The 20426-nt window shown below is 57.1% G+C and carries 10 protein-coding genes; all 10 read left to right on the forward strand.

What is annotated here, in order from left to right:
- Positions 1–676: 676 nt before the first annotated feature.
- Positions 677–1558 carry an AraC family transcriptional regulator gene (locus FHS27_RS18085; protein WP_184306279.1) on the forward strand — a complete coding sequence of 294 codons (882 nt, stop codon included), beginning with the start codon at positions 677–679 and terminating at the stop codon, positions 1556–1558.
- Between the two features lie 72 nt (positions 1559–1630).
- Positions 1631–2179, forward strand: coding sequence for a hypothetical protein (locus FHS27_RS18090; RefSeq protein WP_184306280.1), 549 nt, complete (start codon positions 1631–1633; stop codon positions 2177–2179).
- Between the two features lie 47 nt (positions 2180–2226).
- Complete coding sequence (locus FHS27_RS18095; protein ID WP_184306281.1) at positions 2227–5457, forward strand: M28 family peptidase; 3231 nt, start codon at positions 2227–2229, stop codon at positions 5455–5457.
- A 101-nt stretch (positions 5458–5558) separates the two neighbouring features.
- Positions 5559–6326, forward strand: a complete 768-nt coding sequence (locus tag FHS27_RS18100; RefSeq protein ID WP_221225203.1) for a hypothetical protein — start codon at positions 5559–5561, stop codon at positions 6324–6326.
- A gap of 257 nt (positions 6327–6583) precedes the next feature.
- Positions 6584–9727 carry a secretin N-terminal domain-containing protein gene (locus FHS27_RS18105; protein WP_184306283.1) on the forward strand — a complete coding sequence of 1048 codons (3144 nt, stop codon included), beginning with the start codon at positions 6584–6586 and terminating at the stop codon, positions 9725–9727.
- Positions 9724–11415, forward strand: a complete 1692-nt coding sequence (locus FHS27_RS18110; RefSeq protein ID WP_184306284.1) for a GspE/PulE family protein — start codon at positions 9724–9726, stop codon at positions 11413–11415. Before FHS27_RS18105 ends, FHS27_RS18110 begins: the two co-directional genes overlap by 4 nt.
- 92 nt (positions 11416–11507) lie before the next feature.
- Positions 11508–12719, forward strand: coding sequence for a type II secretion system F family protein (locus FHS27_RS18115; protein ID WP_184306285.1), 1212 nt, complete (start codon positions 11508–11510; stop codon positions 12717–12719).
- A 398-nt stretch (positions 12720–13117) separates the two neighbouring features.
- Positions 13118–16894, forward strand: a complete 3777-nt coding sequence (locus tag FHS27_RS18120; RefSeq protein ID WP_184306286.1) for a DUF4347 domain-containing protein — start codon at positions 13118–13120, stop codon at positions 16892–16894.
- Positions 16895–17507: 613 nt separating this feature from the next.
- Entirely contained in the window at positions 17508–19205 is a 1698-nt protein-coding gene (locus FHS27_RS18125; RefSeq protein ID WP_184306287.1) for a S41 family peptidase, read from the forward strand.
- Positions 19206–19703: 498 nt separating this feature from the next.
- Positions 19704–20114, forward strand: coding sequence for a zinc ribbon domain-containing protein (locus FHS27_RS18130; protein ID WP_246420080.1), 411 nt, complete (start codon positions 19704–19706; stop codon positions 20112–20114).
- Positions 20115–20426: the final 312 nt, after the last annotated feature.

Here is a 20426-nt window from a genome sequence, read left to right on the forward strand (position 1 = left end):
CGCGGTGGTGTGGGAGGGAGGTCACGACCGTTTACGCGTTTTGTCGAGCGATTCGGCATGGAACAACTGACCAACCCGGGGCCGGTTGGTTGGCGATTGGCAACTCTCGGATCCATCGTGCCTACTGACCGCCGCAGTCAGCGACCCGCTGCGATCAGCGGCCCAGTGCCAACGATCCAGTACGGTCAACGATCCACGTGCGTCAGACGACCCAATAGGAGATGAACCCAAAAGCGATGAACCCAGTGCGGTGCATCACTCGTGAGGCCTCAAACCCGATGCGGCGAGTAACTCGACAAGTGTTGGTTTCGACAATCTTTGCCGGTCCACCAAAGCTGTCCTGATCGAAAACGTTCCCGCAAATTGCCATGGTGTCGGACAACCGGGACAACCCGCCCAAGCGGCAGAGTTTTCGAGCGGAGGTCGGATAATGCGGGCGGTCAATTCGACGGCGGCCAGATTTTGAGGTGTGAAATGCGAGCTGCGCGTTGGGCTAGAGGGCGTTTTACCTTGTTCGCCGGTTCGGTGACGGCATTGACGGGGCATCGGTGAAGCCTGTGCCGTTCACGATGTGGCGTCACCTGCGGCCCGCCGAGCGAGGCGGATCGAGGCGAATCGGGGCGGGTTGAGACGCTAGCGGGGTTGTTTCTCGCATGTGAATTCTTAACATCCAGGAATGAATGAATCTCCCCGGGAACCGTCCACGTCGGAGCCGACGTTTGTCTCGCAACAGGTTTCCGGTGCCCGCCGTTATTACCTCGATCTGAATCCGTCGGAGGAGGTGGCGTTGACGGTGGCGTGTGGCGGCGTGGAGCGAATGACGCCCGAGTATGTCGTTTCGCGAACGCAGTTTCCGTTCTACGCGATCGAGATGGTGACCGAGGGGGCGGGCAAGCTCGAACTCGATGGCAACACATTCGCTCTGCAACCCGGTGTCGTGTTTGCCTATGGCCCTCGCACCCGCCATCGCATTTGGACGGACTCGATTCATCCGATGCGGAAGTACTACGTTGATATCGCCGGGCAACAAACAGAGCGGCTGTTGGGCGAAGCCGGGTTGCTCGATGGGCGACCGCTGCGTGTGATCGCGTTGCACGAATTCGTCGAGATCTTTGAGAATCTCGACCGCGAAGCACGCAGCGACAGCGAATGGACGCCGGATGTTTGTCGTTCGCTCGCTGAGTTGTTGGTGCTCAAAATCCGGCAAAGGACCGTGGTCGAAGGGAAAGCAATGTCGCGGGCCTACGCCACGTACCGCCGGGTTCGCGACGAGATCGAGGAAAACTACATGGACCTGCGAACGGCTGAAGACGTTGCCGCGAAATGCGATTTGTCGCCGATTCATGTTTCGCGGCTGTTCAAACGGTTTGGCGGTGTGGGGGCGTATCAGTTTTTATTGCGTAAGAAAATGAACCACGCCGCGGAACTGTTGATCGAGGAGCGACTCTTAGTAAAGGAGGTTGCCGATCGGTTAGGGTTTTCCGACGCGTTTCAATTTTCTCGAGCTTTCAAACGCGTTTATGGGATCCCGCCGAAAGAACTCGTCAAAGTTCGCTAAAGGGATTCGTTTGAGGTGGAACATCTTTCCGCGACTTTGGCAATGGAGTCTCGAGGCGATGAGTAACGTGAAATGAATTGGTGGCAACATCTGCGGAAGAAATGGGACGATTGGTGCGGTGACCATGAAATGGAAATGTCGATCCGCGGTCATTTGACGCGGAACGGATATTTCGGTCACACGGCGAAATTCGAAGCCGTGCGATTGGTCGCGGTGCAGCGTCCGGGTTGGTTGCAAGTTTATCGTTTTGAAGTGACCGCTCGGGTGAACCCTGGGCACGTTTCAGCGGAGACTCGCGACGCGGACGCTTCTTCCACCGCGGCCGTTTCTTCCACATCGAGCAGCGTTGTCGAGGGGCGAAACATGAAGCGGCGTGACATGGAAGGACGTGACACGGGAGGACCTGATTTGGAAGGACCTGATTTGGAAGGACCTGGCGCGGAAGGGGCTGATCCAAAGGCCGAGTATCATCGTCTCTACGGTCTCGTCCGAGAAGACATTCGACAGAACCGCAGTAACGTGCGTGTTTTCGAAGCCGAATCGGAGCGTAAAGAATTATTTGATCGTTGGAGCGACGGATTGATCTGTCTACGGGGAGCCAAAGGGCTGCTCAATTCGTAAACTATCTCGTTCACGTTCCCGACACCCTCGTTTTCCATCCCGACAAAATGCTGATCACTCGCTCGCCGTTCCTGGCAATCCCATCATTGATGCTCGCGTTTTCGCTCGTTGCGACAGGTGCGAGCGGTCTCGCCGACGACAACCCCGCCGCGTCGACGGAAAAGGCCGAGTCTACTGGTTCGGTTGAAACATCCGAGACGAAAGAAACGGATCTGCTGACCAACACGCGGAAGTTGACGTTCGAGGGACGCCGGGCAGGCGAAGGTTACTTCAGTGCCGACGGATCGAAGATGGTTTTCCAGAGCGAACGTGATCCGGCAAACCCGTTTTATCAAATCTATCTGACGGATCTCGAAACGGGCGATATCCGGCGAGTCAGTCCTGGGTTTGGAAAGACCACGTGTGCGTGGATTCACCCCGACGGCGAGCGAGTTTTGTTTGCCAGCACTCACGAGGACGCCGAGTCGAAGGCGAAGCAGCAAGAAGAGATCGACTTGCGCAATTCGGGAAAGCAACGCCGGTACAGTTGGGACTACGACCCGAACTACGAAATCTACGCCGCGAAATTAGATGAGATCCAAGACGACACCACCGACGGACTGACACGTCTGACGAACGCGAAGGGCTATGACGCCGAGGGCAGTTACAGCCCGGACGGGACACAGATCGTATTTGCGTCCAACCGCGAGGCCTACTCTCGCGAATTGACGAAGCGTGAACAGGAACAGTTCGATCGCGACCCGGCTTTCATGATTGATCTTTATCTCATGAACGCGGACGGATCGCCGTTGCCCGATGGCAGTCACGTGCGACGTTTAACCGATGAGCCGGGCTATGACGGTGGACCGTTCTTTTCGCCCGACGGTACTCGAATTTGTTGGCGCCGGTTTGCACCCGACGGGGCAACCGCTGAGATCTTTACGATGAACGTCGACGGGACTGACGTGCAACGTTTGACCAGTCTCAACGCGATGAGTTGGGCGCCGTATTTTCACCCCAGTGGTGATTACCTGATCTTCACGACTAACCGACACGGGTTTGCGAATTTTGAATTGTATTTGGTTCGCGCTGACGGCCAAGGCGAACCGGTTCGAGTGACGACGACGCCGGGGTTCGACGGGTTGCCAGTTTTCTTGCCCGGTGGCGATCAATTGTCGTGGACGAGTAATCGACTGCTCAACGCAGACGGAACGCTCACGATGGAAGATGACGAGCCCAAACAAGGCACGTCGCAAATCTATCTCGCAGATTTTGACGACGAGAAAGCTCGTGCGTTGCTCGGTCTGGTGACCAGTCAAGACGATTCCGGAAGCGTGGACGAGGTCATGGCTCTCGAAAATGTGCGAGCGACTGCGCCGGAGTATCGGCCGAGTGACGTGATGCGTCACGTCGACTATTTGACGCGAGACGAATTGGCGGGCCGGATGACGGGGACCGAGGGCGAACGCCGGGCGACTGCCTATGCGGCCGCGTATTTGGAGAGTCTTGGTTTCCGTGGGGCTGGCGACAACGGCTCGTTCTTTCAAACGTTTGAGTTCCCCGCGGGATCGTCGTTAGGAGAAAACAACCACGCGTTGATGACGTTGAATGAAAAGGCACAGTCCGACGAGGCGGGGGCGTCTGCGAATGATGTGTCTGCGAAGAAGGTCAGCGAACGCACGTTGGAGTTGTCGTCCGAATGGACGCCGCTGTCGTTTTCACAGACCGGAAAGATCGAACCGGCTGAAATCGTTTTCGCCGGTTATGGGTTGCAAATCCAAGGCGATGAGAATCACGAACAATACGACAGCTACGTGCATTTGGACGTGTTTGATAAATGGGTGATGGTGTTTCGCGACGTGCCGCAGGACATCACTCCGGAAACGCGTCAGTGGATGGCTCGCTATGGCTCGCCGCGTCGCAAGGCCACCATTGCTCGTGATTTAGGGGCCAGGGGCATTTTGTTTGTTTCTGGTCCGACCAGCAAAGTAAACCGTCAACTGATTCGGTTCGACCGCTCGGCGTCTCAGGCCGAAGTCAGCATCGCGGCCGTTTCGGTCAACAACGACATCGCCGCTCAAATCATCAGTCACGCGGGTGAAGATCTCGGCGAGTTGCAGAAGTCAATTGACGACGGTTCGTTGGCGATGGGGTTCGCAATTGAAGGCGTTACTCTCGGTGCCAATATCGAAGTCATTCGGCGAACCGGAACGGGCAGAAACGTGATCGCTCGTTTGCCAGCGGACGACGTTGACACGCCGGCGAAATACCCGTTCGTGATGGTGGGGGCTCACATTGACCACCTCGGTCGCGGCGGCAGCAGCAACTCGCTCGCTCGAGATGATGAGGAAGGCCTGATCCACTACGGCGCCGATGATAATGCCAGCGGTGTGGCGGCGATGTTGGAAATCGCTCAATCGGTCGCCTCGGAAAAGCGATCGGGAAAATTGAGAATGAATCGAGATTTGTTGATCGCGGCATGGAGTGGCGAGGAGCTCGGCTTGTTCGGTTCGCAGTACTTTGTCGAGAACCTCGCGGCGTTGTATCCCGACGCACCCGAGCCGATTGCGGATGAACAGGCGGCAGCGATGGCGACCGCACACGGGATGACTCCGGAGGCGACGTCGTTGTCACCAACGATCGGCGTGTATCTGAATCTCGACATGATCGGCCGCTTGGACAAGAAGTTGATCATCCAAGGCATCGGTTCATCGCCGGGTTTCGAAGGGGAAGTCGGCCGCCGGAACGTGCCGGTCGGATTGCCCGTGCAGCTCGATCGCGCGAGCACCGGATTACCAACCGACGCGTCGGCGTTTGTTTCGCGTGGTGTGCCGATTCTGTCGGCGTTCACGGGGGCTCATGAGGACTATCACACGCCGCGTGATACCGCCGACAAACTGAATTATGACTCGGCTGCCAAAGTCGCGAGGTTGTTCGGGTTGCTGACTCGAGGATTCTTGACATCCACGCAATTGCCTGCGTTTGAACTCAACGAGGGCGATGCCGGCAAGGAAACTCCTCGCGTCGCATTGCGGGCGTATCTCGGCACGATTCCGGATTACGCGGCTGGTGAGGTCAAAGGGCAACGACTCAGCGGCGTGACCGCGGGGGCGCCAGCGGCCGAGGGGGGGCTGCGTGGTGGCGACGTTGTCGTGAAAGTGGCCGGTCGAGTTGTCGAGGACATCAACGACTACACATACGCGATCGAGGCACTGAAGATCGGTGAGCCCGTGACGATCGAAGTGGTTCGAGAAGGAAAGACGTTGCAGTTTACGGTTACACCGGGATCTCGAGATTGAGCAGTTTCATGCATGACCGATCGAAACAAAACCGAAGCTCCCGTCCGATTTGCGTTCGGGAGTCTTTCGGGAACGGTTTCGTTAGGGCCGTGACGATCGGGATGCTCGGGGTGGCCGGAATCTTGGGATGTTCGTGTTCGGCAGTGCAGGCCGACGAGAATCGAAAAGTCAATCGACACGGACAACACGAACTCGCGCTGGCAGATCTTCCCGAACCACCCGCTGATTTGAAACTGTTGATCACAAAAGGGAACATCACATTTTTAATTGGTGGCGAACGCCCTTCGGTCGTCAATCCGAATCGGTCGACGTCGATACGCGGACGCAAGTTTGATGCGGAGACTCAGTTTCGTTTGAGCTATTCGTTCAAGAGTCGCTGTCGTTGGGGATGGGATGGGGCGCCGACGTCGCGTCGATTGGCGATCGATGTCGGATTCAATCGATTGCGGATCGAGGTTCGGCATTTGATGTGGTTTCTAAACATGCCCGATCGTGAAACGTTTTGGGAATCGCCATTAGTGCGTCACGAGTTTGACCACGTCCGATTGTCGAGCGATCCGAGGGTGTCGTCGCAATTTGTTTCGGCCGTCCGAGAGCACGATCGGATCGAGTTGACGCGCGATGATAGCGAGGAATTGATTGCGGAGGCGAATCGTCGAGCGGGGCGGACTCAATATCAACGCGGCGGTCCGTTGAACACGCTCACCGGGGCGGACGCTCAGTCATGGCTGACCAAAATCGTGCAGGCCGAATTTGACCGAATCGTTGAGTTGGTTGGCATCCGTTATCAGGAACTCGATCGGCAGACGGATCATGGGCGGTATGACGTCCCCGAAACCGGTGAATTACGTGAATGGTTGCAGCGTTAAGGGGGTGGTTTTTGTCCCCAATGACGCGAGCGGGGACGTGGAGAGTCGAGGGGCGGGATATTCGTCGCACATCGTTAATGGACGAAACTTCAAGACGATGATGGGGTTGAAATGGACATATCCGGACCAGAAGACGGGTTTGGCATCGGTTGACCGCAGTTTTTGCTGGGGAAATGTGCCAAGTCGATTAGACTGAACGCCCCGCTTTTTGGCCGGTTGTCCCGCATCGCACTCCTTTTCTCATTGCCAGCCGCGAAATGCCACTCATCGTCTCTTATCGTTCCCGCCCGGCTCGTTACGTTTTGGTTGCGTTTTTGATCGCAACGGCATGCGAATTGGGGATCTCCGAATCCTCGGCGCAAACGTCCGAGGCACCCGCGACGGCGGGAGCGGCCGAGCCTCAAGGATCGGCTGAAGCGACGCAGACGCCCGCTTCACCTGCGGAACCGACGTCTGAGGCCGCAGCGAGTGAGACCGCGAACACTGAATCTGACCCGGTGGCGGTCTCAACCCCCGCCGCTGCCACGGACGCCCCTGCCATGGACGCGCCGGCCACGGACGCGCCGGCAAACGAGGCACCTGCCGAGACGGTTCCCGCTCCTCCCCTCGTCGCTGCACCAGCACCCGCTCCTACCCCTGTTGCGGCGACGCCTGCCCCTGCCAGCGAGTCGACAGCGGTCGCCCCTTCGGTGAGTGAGGAGGGATTGCGATTCAATTTTGCTGGAGCGAGTTGGCGTGATGTGTTGGATTGGTTTTCCGAGCAAGCCGACCTGTCGCTGCAGATCGACACGGCACCCGCGGGAACGGTCAATTTTGTTGACCCAACGAAGACCTACACCGTCGCCGAAGGATTGGACCTGATCAATCGTTTGTTGCTCGACCGCGGTTGGGCAGTCGTGCGTCGCGGACGGATGTTGTTGCTGGTCGATTTGGAAGCCGACAACGCTGAAAAACTAATCTCGGAAATGGCTGAACTCGTCACGCCCAATTCATTCGGCGATCGTGGCAATAGCGACATTGTTCGTTGCGTGTTTCCACTCGGTTCCATCTCGCCGGATCAGGCTCGTGAAGAGCTGTCGCAAATCATTGGACCCTGGGGACGCATCAATGTGCTCGCGGGGGCTCGCCAAGTTGTGGTGACCGAGACGGTTGGCAAGTTGAAGGTGATCGATGAAGTGCTCCGCGCGACAACGCAGGCGTCATCGAGCGTGGTTGAATTAACGCTCAAACATCGCGCCGCCGATGAAGTTCTGGAGATCGCTAGGCCGTTGCTCGGTCTGGAACCGGGAGCCAACGCGAACGACGAAATTCGATTGTCGGTGTCGATCTATGGTGATCGTATTTTTGCGACCGGCAATCAATCGAAACTCGATCTGTTGGCGAGCGTGATCGAGAAAGCCGACCGGGCGATGCCGGGTGAAGAAGCCGAAGTCGATACGGCATTGATCACTCCTGAACTGCGAACGCACCCGGTCGCTTCGGCTGACTTGCAAACGGTGTACGACGTGTTGCAGACCTTGATCGCGGGATCACCGGACGCACGTTTGGCGGTTGATGCTAACCGTGGTGCCGTGATCGCGTTCGCTCGCCCTGAAACTCAAAAGACGATTTCAAAAACGATCGCGGAACTCGAGGGCACCGGACGTGACTTCACGATCATCGATCTAAAACGGCTCGAGCCCGCACAGGCTTTGCTGACCATCAATAAATTCTTTGGTGTCACCGAGACGGGAACCGGTAACGCTCCGATCGTCGATGGCGATCCCGTGACCGGACGTTTGTGGGTCCGAGGGACGACGGATCAGATCGAAGCGGTGAAACGGTTGATCGCTGAGTTGGAGAACGATCCGCTGTCCGGTGGTCTCGGGGACAACGTGCGAATTCTGCCTTTGACAGGATCTGCGGCATCGGAAACGTTGCGGCAACTCGAAAGCCTCTGGCCGTTGACTGGTCGCGGCAACCGAATCCGTGTGATCACGCCTGCGGCGGAACGTGACAGCCAGGAATCGCAGAACCGCAATTCACCTAACCAAACGAACGGGCGGACCGATCGTTTTGATGCATCGAGTTTGGAAGACACGAGCGTATCGCTGGGGCAATTCGATCAAACGTTGGTTTGGCAGTATTCCGGTTCTGATGCATCGGGGGCAGGTGCATCGGGGGCAGGTGCATCCAACGAATCGCGAGAATCAGAAGAGGGGCAGGAAACAGTTCTTGCCGCCGAAACTCAGGCCGGGCCTGAGTTTGCCGGTGAAGACATCATTGTGCAATTGACTCCGGCCGGTCTCGTGATCGCGTCGCGTGATCAGAACGCGTTGGACCTGATGGAGCAGCTCGTTACCTCGTTGGGCAGCGAGTCGGCGATGGCGTCGGACTTGCCAACGATCTTTTGGTTGCGATTCATCAAAGCCGACGTGGCGTCTGAACTGGTCGCGGGCGTGCTCGGCGGTGCCGATTCGAGTGGTTCGGCCTCGGCGTTGACCGAATCAATGATGGGCGGCATCGGTGGCGGGATGCTGGGCGGTCTGCTCGGCATGGGCGGTGGCGGTGGTGAGACGTCGGAAACGCGAACCATCTTGACTAGCCGCGGCAGCGTGAACATTGTGCCGGATAACCGCTTGAACGCGTTGATCGTTCAGGCTCCGCCCGCAGACCTCGACTTTATTCGTACGGTGCTGCAAGAAATCGATCGCGAAGAGAGCCCCGAGACGATTCAAACGATCGCTCGTCCGACGTTGATTCCGGTCGTTTATCAGGATGCAGCGGCGGTCGCGAAGATTGTCACCGCTGTGTTTGCTGACTTGATCGGCAGCACGAACGAAAACGGTGGCGGCGGTCGGGGCGGTCAACCCAATCCTCAGGACTTTATCGAAGCTCTGCGGGGCGGCGGACGTGGTGGACGCGGCGGTGGTGGATCAGCCCAAGCGGCGCCGAAGAGCGAAGCGAGTAAGATTATCGTCGCGGTCGACGAACGCAGTAACTCACTGGTCGTGACGGCGACCCCACAAAACTTACAATCAGTCCGTGAACTGGTAGAAACGCTCGATCAGCAAGGTCTCGAATCCGAACAACGCGTGGAAGTCATCGCGATGGGTGGATCGGTTCGGCCGGAAATCATGCTGCAGGCGCTTCAGTCGGTGACCGGAAAACAGGCAACGACCGCTGATTCCACCTCCGGTGGCAGTTCGTCGAGTAGTTCGACATCAGGCAATCCTTCATCGAGCCCAAGTTCGGCAGAAGAGGTTCAAAGAAGAATCGATTTCTTCCGCTCGCGGTTTGGCGGAGGCGACGCCGGTCGCGGTGGTGATTCTGGACGTGGCGGGTCAACGCGCGGCGGAGGATCGACCCGCGGTGGCGGAGGAGGCGGTAACACAGGCGGCCGAGGAGGGCGCGGAAGATGATCATGCACGCGGCGGAAATTTTGTGCAGGCGAGGTCTGCTTACATCCCAACAACTCGAACAAAGTCGTAACGGCGACCCGGCGTCGATCGTCGATAATGCGGTGTCTTTGGGATACGTCTCCGCCCGTGCAGCGCTCGAGGCGATCGCGGACGAAGTCGGGTTGGACTTCATCGATCTGCGTACCGCCGAAATTGATCTGACCGCGTTGCAAGGTTTTCCTCAAAAGCTGATCTATCGGCATTCGCTGTTCCCAATCGGTTGGGCCGACGGTGGATTGCGAGTTGCGACGCCTGACCCGTTCGATTTGTATCCGCTCGATGAAGCGTGTGCGGCGACTGGAAAAACCGTCACGCCGGTGGTTGCCGAGCGGGCCGAGATCAACCGTCTCGTTAAGAAACATTTGGGCGTCGGTAGCGAAACGATCGAAGGCCTCGTTGCCGCGGCGGGCGACGAAGAGATCGAACTGCTCGAAAGCATCGAGACCGACGGCAGTGAACTCAGCGAGATGGCTCAGGAAGCATCCGTTGTTCGGTTGGTTAACGAGATTTTGACCGAAGCGGTTGATTCACGCGCGAGTGACATTCACATCGAATCGCAGTCCGACGGGTTAGTGATTCGGTATCGGATCGATGGGATTTTGCACCCGCAACCGGTGCCGCCGGAAATCAACCGGTTTCAAGCGGCGATCATCAGCCGTTTGAAAATCATGGCTCGGTTGAACATCGCTGAAAAACGTTTGCCGCAGGACGGTCGCATTCGCCTCCGCGTTCACGGGCGCGAGGTCGACATTCGTTTGAGTGTGATCCCGATGATCCACGGCGAAGGCCTCGTCATGCGTGTGCTCGATAAGTCGTCGATGGTCTTCGATCTGAAAGGATTGGGGATGTCGGAAGAAATCTACAGCCGGTTCAAGAATTTGATCCGGATGCCGCACGGAATCGTTCTCGTTACGGGCCCAACGGGGAGTGGTAAAACGACGACGCTGTACAGCAGTCTGTTGGAGATCAAGAGTCCTGAGAACAAGATCATCACAACGGAAGATCCGGTAGAGTATCAACTCGATGGGATCAACCAAATTCAAGTCCACTCCAAGATCGGCCTGACGTTCGCCGCGTCGCTGCGGAGCATCCTGCGTCACGACCCTGATATTGTTCTGGTCGGGGAAATTCGAGACTTGGAAACGGCCGAGAACGCGACTCAGGCGTCGCTCACCGGTCACCTCGTGTTTAGCACGTTGCACACCAACGACGCCGCGGGTGCGTTCACCCGGATGGTCGACATGGGTGTCGAACCGTTCTTGGTCGCGGGGACGGTGGAAGCCGTCATGGCCCAGCGATTGTTGCGACGACTCTGTCCGCATTGCAAAGAAGCCTACCAACCTGATCAGGCCGAATTGCCGAAGGATTTCCCCTTCGACGAGCTCGCCGGCGGGCCGCTGTATCGCAGCGTTGGGTGTCGCGAATGTCGAAACGTTGGGTACTCGGGGCGTCTGGGGATCTACGAATTGCTGGTGTCGAGCGAGCCGATTCGCGAACTCGCCCAAGCACGAGCGAGCAGTTGGGACATTCGCCGCGCCGCCGTTGCCGAAGGAATGCGAACCTTGCGAATGGATGCGTGGGACAAAGCCGTTGTCGGCGTGACCAGCATCGACGAAGTGTTGCGTGTTACCAAAGGCGAAGCCCTCTAGACGTGCAAACACGGCACGCCACCGTTATCCTGGCGAACGCTGTTTGTCTTTCCCGATCACGTTCCCCCTCATTAACAGTTACGTAGCCACCGGTGCCTTCCTTCACATATTCCGCTCGCGATCTGTCCGGTAAAATGGTGACTGGCACCATTGAGGCGGGAACCGCGCGCGAGGCGACTTCACTGCTCTCGGGCAAGGAACTGTTTCCGACCAAGATTGTTGAACAGGCGTCGGCCAGTTCGGGTTTATTTGGCGGACGTCGGAAGAAGGTCAAGGGCCAAACGATGGCCACTTTCTACGGCCAATTGGCGTCGTTGCTGCGCAGCGGTGTGCCGATGATCCGGTCGCTGACTCTGTTGGGTAACCAGTCGACCGAGCCCGTCTTGAGCGAGGTGATGACGGAGATCAAAGCCCGTGTCGAAGACGGGGAAACCCTGGGCGACGCGATGGCACGCTACCCCGGTGTCTTCAGTGACATGGGCATCAACATGGTCCGCGCCGGAACCGAAGGCGGGTTCCTGGAAGATGCGTTGGACCGAGTGAGCGTGTTCACCGAATTGCAAGAAGACCTCAAGGGCCGGACCGTCAGTGCGATGGCATACCCGACGTTCCTGTTCGCGGTCGGTACCGTGGTCGTTTCGGGATTGTTGGTGTTCTTCGTCCCGAAATTCGATATGCTGTTTGATCGGCTTCGCAAGAAAGGTGAGATGCCCGTGATGACGGAATGGCTGCTCGTGTTCAGTCACTTTTTGCAGAGCTACGGCATCTTCATTTTGCTCGCCCTCGTCGCTGGTGTTGTTGCCCTTCGCATGCATTTGCAAACGGACGTGGGGAAAGATCGCGCGGATCGGTTCAAGTTGAAAATTCCGGTTCTCGGTGACATCTTGATGAACCTCTCGGTGGCCCGTTTCTGTCGCGTGCTCGGCACGTTGCTGGGAAACGGTGTGCCGATCATCAAATCGTTGGACATCAGTCGCAGCGCAACGGGTAACCGTTTGCTCAGTCAATCGATCGGCGATGCGACCGACAACATCCGCAGTGGCGAGAGCCTCGCCAAACCGCTGGGCGATTCGGGCTATTTCCCGATGGCCGTGGTCGAGATGATCAAGGTCGGTGAGGAAAGTAACTCGCTCGATCGCGTGTTGCCCGAAATTGCTGACTCGCTGGAGAAGCGGACCTTCCGCCGGCTCGACCTGTTCGTCCGATTGCTCGAACCGATCATGTTGCTGATCATGGCGATCATGGTTCTCGCGGTCGTGCTCGCGTTGCTCGTGCCAGTGCTCAAGAGCAGCACGACGCTGTAGACGGACTTGCCGTCTCAGGACTCTCTCTCGTTTGCCTCCTGATGTGCCTCTTCACGTGCCTCGGCCCGTGAAGGCGATGATTCGTCGTCAATCGCCGCGGGCTGCTGTCCGGGCGGGAGGCTGCCCCCTGCGGGCAAAATGGCATGGCGGCTGTGGTTTTGCTCGTGGTTCGCTCGGCGGACGGCTTTGGGGCTGCGAATTCGTGGCTATAAATTCGGGGCTGCGGATCGGGGCCCTACGTCGCTTTCTCCAGTGCATGCCTTCCCTCGATGGGGAATTGAGGCGGCTGAAAGCAACGAATAGGGGGAATGGGATGTTTGCAATGGTCGTGAGGGCATTTAGGATGTCAGGGTTTGATCATCCCCCCCTTTCTGACGACTCCTGCAATATCTGCTGTTATGAAACGCTCCTTTTTGGGCCGTCGCTCACGAAAAACGAACCCGCTGGACACGCATGCACACCCGGGGTGGTCGATCACCCGTTTGGAACCTCGCCGAATGCTGGCTGGGGATGCGGGGGCGGAGGTCGCGGTTGCGATTGAATCTGGTTGTTCGGATGTCGATGTGGCCGAAGAGATTAGCGCGTCCGATGTCGCCATTTCTCAGAACGCGCCGACCGAGATTGCGTTCATCGATTCCGGTGTCGAGATGCACGATCAACTCGCCCAATGGGTGCGTGATGGTGTGGAGGTTGTCGTGATCGATTCCTCGTCCGATGCGATCTCGCAAATGGACGCGGTAATCCAAAAGCGATCCAACATTGCGGCGGTGCACGTGGTCTCGCATGGCGCCGCCGGTGAGCTTCGGATCGCTGGTCAGACGCTGGATTCGACGACGTTGCAATCGAACTCGGGTGTCATGGAATCATGGGCCGCGCACTTGACCGAGAACGCGGATGTCTTGCTCTACGGTTGCGACGTCGGTGCGGGCGGTGAAGGTCAACGGTTTGTGCAGTTGTTGGCGAACCAAACGGGGGCGGATGTTGCGGCATCGATTGACACGACCGGTTCGAACAGGCTCGGCGGTGACTGGAATTTGGAGCTGACAACGGGATCGGTGGAATCTGCGTTACTCGCAACGGCATCGCATCTCGATCGTGTTTCCTCCGTGCTGCCCATCACGGTCTTTGCAGCCGGAGCGACGGGTGAGGAACAGATGCAGTTGGAGATCGACGGAACGATCGTGCAAACGTGGAACAATGTTGCCGGAGATGCCGATGGTGGTGTCTTCCAAGAGTTCACATATAACGGCGCACCCGATGCAACGGCGGACCAAGTGCGTGTGCTCTTTAGTAACGATGCGTACGAACCGGCTCTGAACCTTGACCGCAATCTGCGAGTCGATCGCGTCGTCGTCAACGGAAACACGGTGCAGTCAGAAGACCCACTCGTTTTCGGCACCGGGACATGGTTGCCCGCCGACGGGATCGCACCAGGATACCGGCAGAGTGAATGGATTCATGGCAACGGTTACTTTCAATACTTTGACAATTCCGAATTGCCCAGCGCGATATCCATCTTTGCCGCCGGAAATGAAAACAGCGAGCGGATGGAGTTGTGGATCGACGGATCACTCGCGCAGACCTGGAACAACATCGGCGGCGATGCCGACGCCAGGGAATTCGTGCGATACGATTTCACCGCCGATTCTCAGGTCAGTATCGATCAAATCATGATCCGATTCACCAACGACCTTTACGAAAACGACGGGGAAGTCGATCGGAACTTGCGGATTGACCGGGTGGTTATCGACGGTGCCGTTTATGAAACCGAGGCACCGGATGTGTTTTCAACCGGTACGTACCAGGGTGACACCATCACTCCTGGTTACAAGCAAGCTGAAACGTTGCACATCAACGGTTACTTCCAATACGGAAGCACGTTGAACCCGGGTGTGGTATCGCTGCAGACGAGCAACGTGAACGTCGATGAAGACGCCGGGACGGTCAGTATCGAAGTCGTGCGAACCGGCGGCAGTGACGGTGAGATCACGGTCGACTATGAAACTCAAGACGGAACGGCGATCGGTGGAGCCGACTATGTCAGCAAGCAGGGGACACTGACGTTCGCGAACGGGGAGACCACGCAGTCGATCGTGATCACGTTGACCGATGACAACACGATTGAAGCAAACGAGTCGTTCAATGTCACGATCGACAACGTGACCGGCGGAGCAACGTTGTTGGTCCCACGCACCGCGACGGTAACGATCGTTGACGACGAAGTGACTTTGCCGAGCTATTCTGACTTCAGTTCGGTCGCGGGTTTGGAACTCAACGGGGATGCCCGCCGCACTTCAAATGCGTTGGAACTGACAACGGATAATTTGAATCGCGCCGGCAGTGCATTTTACACCTCACCAATCAAACTCGATCAGAATGCGTCCTTCCGTTCGGCGTTTAGTTTCGACATCACCGGTGGTGGTGGGGCCAACGGTGCCGACGGATTTACATTCACCATCCAGAATGACCCGCGGGGTGCCGACGCATTAGGTGCCAACGGAGGGCGAATGGGATATGAAGGGATCACGAACTCCGTTGCTGTTGAGTTCGACACCTACCGCAACGGTGATCTCGAAGTCAACGCGAATCATGTCTCCATTATCTCGGGAACCATCTTCGATAGTTTGCGAACGGTGATTCCCGACATCGATTTGAATGACGGTGGTCGTTACTACGTGTGGGTCGACTACAACGGTGTCAGTGATAATCTTTCGGTGTATCTTGCCTCGACTCCGGACAAGCCCGCGTTGGCGTTGATGAAAGCCACGGTTGATTTGGCGGACATCGTGGGTGACACGGGGTACGTCGGGTTCACCGCGGGTACCGGTGGGCTCGATAATTCCCATCGGATTCATCAATGGACGCTCGATCAGCAAGCCCCCGCGTTGGATCCGCCTGCTGAGCAACCGGACACGGTCTATTCGTTAACGTTGGCCGCGGGGCTGAATCAACCAACCGCGATCGATTGGTTGCCCGATGGCACCATCTTGATCGCCGAAAAGGGCGGCGTGGTGAAGGCCCGCGTGGGCGAGGGAATTGCGGCGACGCCATTCATCGACATCTCGGCGATGGTCAATGGGACACGCGACCGCGGACTACTCGACATTGCAGTGCATCCTGACTTTGTGAACAACCCGTACGTCTATCTGTTGTTCACTTACGATCCGCCGGAAGTTTACAACCAAGCGGCGGGAACGCTGGCCGGTCCGAACGGCAACGGCAACCGGGCCGGTCGATTGATCCGAGTGACGGCCGATGTGAACAACGGATACCACACCGCCGTGGCGGGCAGCGAAGTCGTCTTGTTGGGCAGCAATAGCACGTGGGACAACTTCAACGGTTTCGCCAACAGCACGTTTGACTTCACCGAACCGCCCGCGGGTGAGTTGCCCGACGGAACGTTCATCGAAGACTTTATTGCGAGCGACAGTGAATCGCACACCGTCGGGGCACTGGCGTTTGCCAACGATGGGACACTGTTTGTTTCGATCGGCGACGGCGCGAGTTATAACCGAGTCGATGTTCGGGCTGATCGGGTGCAAGACATTGATAGCCTTTCGGGCAAGGTGTTGCGGATCGATCCCATCACGGGAGAAGGTTTGGCTGACAATCCGTTTTACAACGGTGATGCCGATGCGAACCGAAGCAAGGTCTATCAGTTGGGACTCCGAAACCCGTTCCGCATGTCGGTCGATCCGGTAACCGGGCAACTCTATGTCGGTGATGTCGGTTGGACTAAGTGGGAAGAGATTAATGCGGCGGATGCCGGTGCCAACTTCGGTTGGCCGTTCTACGAAGGCGGCAGCGGGACGAGTCTGGTGAACGTTGGTTACCGTGATACGCCGGAAGGTCAAGCGTTCTTTGCCCAGAGCGTGGACGTCGAAGCATCGATCTACGGGCTCAATCATCAAACCGATGGGATCAACGCGATCGTGATGGGTGACGTCTATCGCGGAACGTTCTATGGCGATGAGTACGATGGCGATCTGTTTTTCAATGATCTCGGGCAAGGCATCGTGCGACACGCGTCGATCGATGCCTCCGGCAACGTCGTTGACGTTCAAACTTTCGTAACCGGTGCAAACGTTGTTGTCGCGATCAGTCAAGGTCCCGACGGCGCGTTGTATTATGTCGATTTGGATGACGGCCGCGTCGGTCGGTGGGAACTGGTGTAGTGTGCATCGATCATTGATGTCGGATGATCGTCGGTATCGGGATGGACAGAGCGTTTGATGGAAAACATAGTTTCTTTTTCGAGTCATTCCTTCGGCGAACGAGAAGGCAATTCACGAACAGATCGCGTTGCCAGCGTGATCGCGAGCCGCACGATCTTTGCCTGATCCTTGCCCGGCACGTTGCCACTGCCTATTAATAACTCGACGCCAAAGAGATTCGGCAGCCTTGCGAATGTGTGAGGTTTTGTGTTTCACAACGAATGATGTGAAACACGTTTCGAGTCCGAACTCTTTCTCAGCGCAGCGGACGCGCTAGCAAATCCGGAAGACCGCCCCCGCTTTAATCGAACCCCGTTTCGCTTTTGTGGGGGCGACTTCGCTCGCCAAATTCTTGAGACAACGTCAGCGTATGTTCGTCTCTTGATCGTCCCAATCCGATCGATCGTACCCGCACAGGTGGGGTGGTTCGGGTCAGTGGAAATGGAGCGATTTTTTTTCGGCGCGGTTTTTTGACCGGGCACAAATCGTGACCTAAGTTTGCTCAGCCGCGTCTTCTAGAGTGTCGATTTCGCGGCGGTCCCCCAATGCCCAGACACTCCAATGGATATTCCGTATGGATTTATTGTCAAGCGTATCGTGTTGTCCTCCGCGTCGTTGTCGACGCGTGGGGATTGCGTTGGGATCGTTGGTTCTATTCTCGGCGATTCAGTTTTCATTGATGACGCACGCCGGTGCCGCTGACGCGACGCCCGGTGGTGTTGGCAATGCGGTACAAACGCTCGACGGACAATCTGCTCGTGACCGTTCGCTCGAAGACGGTTTGGCTCTCGAACGGGCGGGACAGTGGGGCGATGCGATCGATCACTACGATGCGGCTACTCGGGCGTATCCGGAAGATCGGATTTTATATCAGCGGCTGTTGATCAGCCGTTTGCACTTTGACGTCAAACGACGCTACGAAGATAAAACGTACCTGGCGAGTATTCGCGAGATGACCACGTCGCAGACGTTGGATCTGTACAGCGAGATTCTTGCGAATCTGCAAACTCATTATGTCGAAACCATCGAATGGTCGCGTGTGTTGCTGCACGGTACCGCCGCATTGGAAGTCGCGTTGACCGAACCCGCGTTCGTTGACCGCGTCGTCGGCGCTGACAAACGCGAGCGTATCGAAGCGTTCCGTCAAGCAATCCACCATCGCATCGCCGAACGCTCGACACAGAGCCGGTTTGATTTGCGATCCACGGTCGGCTTGGTCGCCACCATGGCACACGAAGAACTCGGGGTTGCCGGTACCGCCACCGTGCTCGAATATGTCAGCGGTGCGGTCTCAACGCTCGATACCTACACACGATTGCTGTCGCCGGGCCAACTCGATGAGATGTTCTCGACGATCGAAGGCAACTTCGTCGGACTCGGTGTCGAACTAAAGGCCGCAGAGAAATCGCTGCTGATCCTGTCGGTAATCCCGGGTGGACCGGCCGCGGAAGCTGGGATCGTTGCTGGAGATCGGATCTTGGCCGTTGGTGCCAATCGTGCTGATGAGCAAGACCCTGACTACATCGCTGACTTATTACGTGGACCTGAGGGAACCGCCGCGAGGTTGACGATTCTTAGTGCGGATCATTCGCAGCGAGAGTTGATGGTAACACGTCGACGTGTCGATGTTCCTTGTGTCGAGAACGTTCACATCGTTGATCGTGCGAAGGGGATCGGTTACTTCCGATTGACTAACTTCCAAAAGACGACGCCACGTGAAGTCGAGCAAGCTTTGTGGGCGTTGCATCGTGACGGGATGCGGTCGTTGGTGATGGATTTGCGAGACAACCCCGGTGGGCTGCTGTCGGCGGCCGTCGAGGTGGCGGATCGATTCATGAGCGATGGCCGGATCGTGACAACGCGTGGTCGCAACGCACGTGAAAACTTTGACTACGCCGCTCATCGTCCCAACACGTGGGACGTGCCGATGGTGGTGTTGATCGATCGCAACAGTGCGAGTGCCAGTGAGATTTTCTCTGGTGCGATCCACGACAGCGAGCGTGGGGCCGTGATCGGCGAAACGAGTTATGGCAAGGGCAGCGTGCAAGGTATCTTCCGGATGCAATCGGCGAAGTTTGGTCTGTGTTTGACGACGGCGAAGTTCTACTCCCCGAGCGGGAAAGCGATCAGCCGAAACGGCGTGGAACCCAACATCGTCGTGCCTCCAACCTACATCGCGGCCCGACCCGACGACCAAGGTCGTTTGACAACCGAGTTGGATGATTCGGTCTTGCAAAAAGCAATCGAACACCTCAGTGCAGCGGGCTTCTGAAGCTACTGAATTTGAAAGAACACTCATTCGTGTTCACGAGCGCCAGGAGACGTCCCCGCGAATCATTCGCACGCTGGTATGCATCGCACGCGATGCAATCGGCGGATGATGGGATGTCATCACCGCAATCCTACACGTGTTACATTGGCGTGATCCGCAGGCGAGCTGAAGTGTTGTTTTGCCCGCTAATGACGCGAATGGTTGAGGGTTTTGTGGTCGGGTTGGACGTCTCTTGTATGAGAGGCCGTGACGACGTGGCCGGTAATAGTTGTTTTGCGTAACGTGTTGGGTGCTGTAGATTACCCCGGAGTTCTTGTACGCCGAAGGCGTTTCAGATAGTAGCCGGCAGTCGAGCGAAGCGAACACTGCCGGATCTGTGTGAAAGAAGACAGGTTCGACCCCGAAGGTGGTCGCAGAATCACTTTGCCGTTTTTTGCGACCCGGTTCGGGGCGACGAGGTTCCGTTTTGCACGGATACTTTCTGTGAGATCTTGTTAGATGACGGAAGTCGCAGACGATGTTGAAAGGGACGGCGCAAGGCCTGTTCCTTCTACGGTTGCAGATCGTCGAGAAGTCCGGGGCTTCTTTGCGGGAATTGGGCTGCTGGTTGGTTTCAGCATTGTGGTTTTGCTCGTTTGGTTGGTCGCGTTGCTGGTGCTCGCAGGCCTGATCTTTCTGGGGCTAACCGTCGCGACGAGATGGAACCTTGGGGCACGCGTCGGGGCTAGCTTCGTTTTCGCCTACCTCACTATGAAGTTGCTACGAATCGTCGCTGAAACGCTGGACCTGATCCCGGAGTCATGGATTGACGGCAGCAAGAAATCGAAGCCTTGCCCCAATTGCGGAAAAGATCTGAGAACCGCTCTCGCACAACAATGCATGCACTGCGGCGCTGACTGGCATTCGTAGAGCCCCGCAACATGGTCTTCGTATCCGGCTCGCTTGGCATGCCAGGGAAAGCAACGCGGGCATCGCTTTGATGCTAGGTTTCGAGAGACGGCTAAGCACAAAAACTTCGATGCGTTCGGTTTTCGAATAGCCGTCGAGAGTATCCAGGTCTGGCGTCGCTCGATTCGACACGGATTATTTGAGAAGAACGCGTCGTCTCGGTATCTCCCCCGGGGCTCCAACGCGAAAGGCAGGATGAGTTTGCCAATCGCGTAACATTCTCCGATTGCCCGTTGTGCTAAAGCGGGTCAGCTATGACTTGCGGGGGGCCGC

Origin of the sequence: Aporhodopirellula rubra (assembly GCF_014192335.1) — a bacterium.
Lineage (GTDB): Bacteria > Planctomycetota > Planctomycetia > Pirellulales > Pirellulaceae > Rhodopirellula > Rhodopirellula rubra.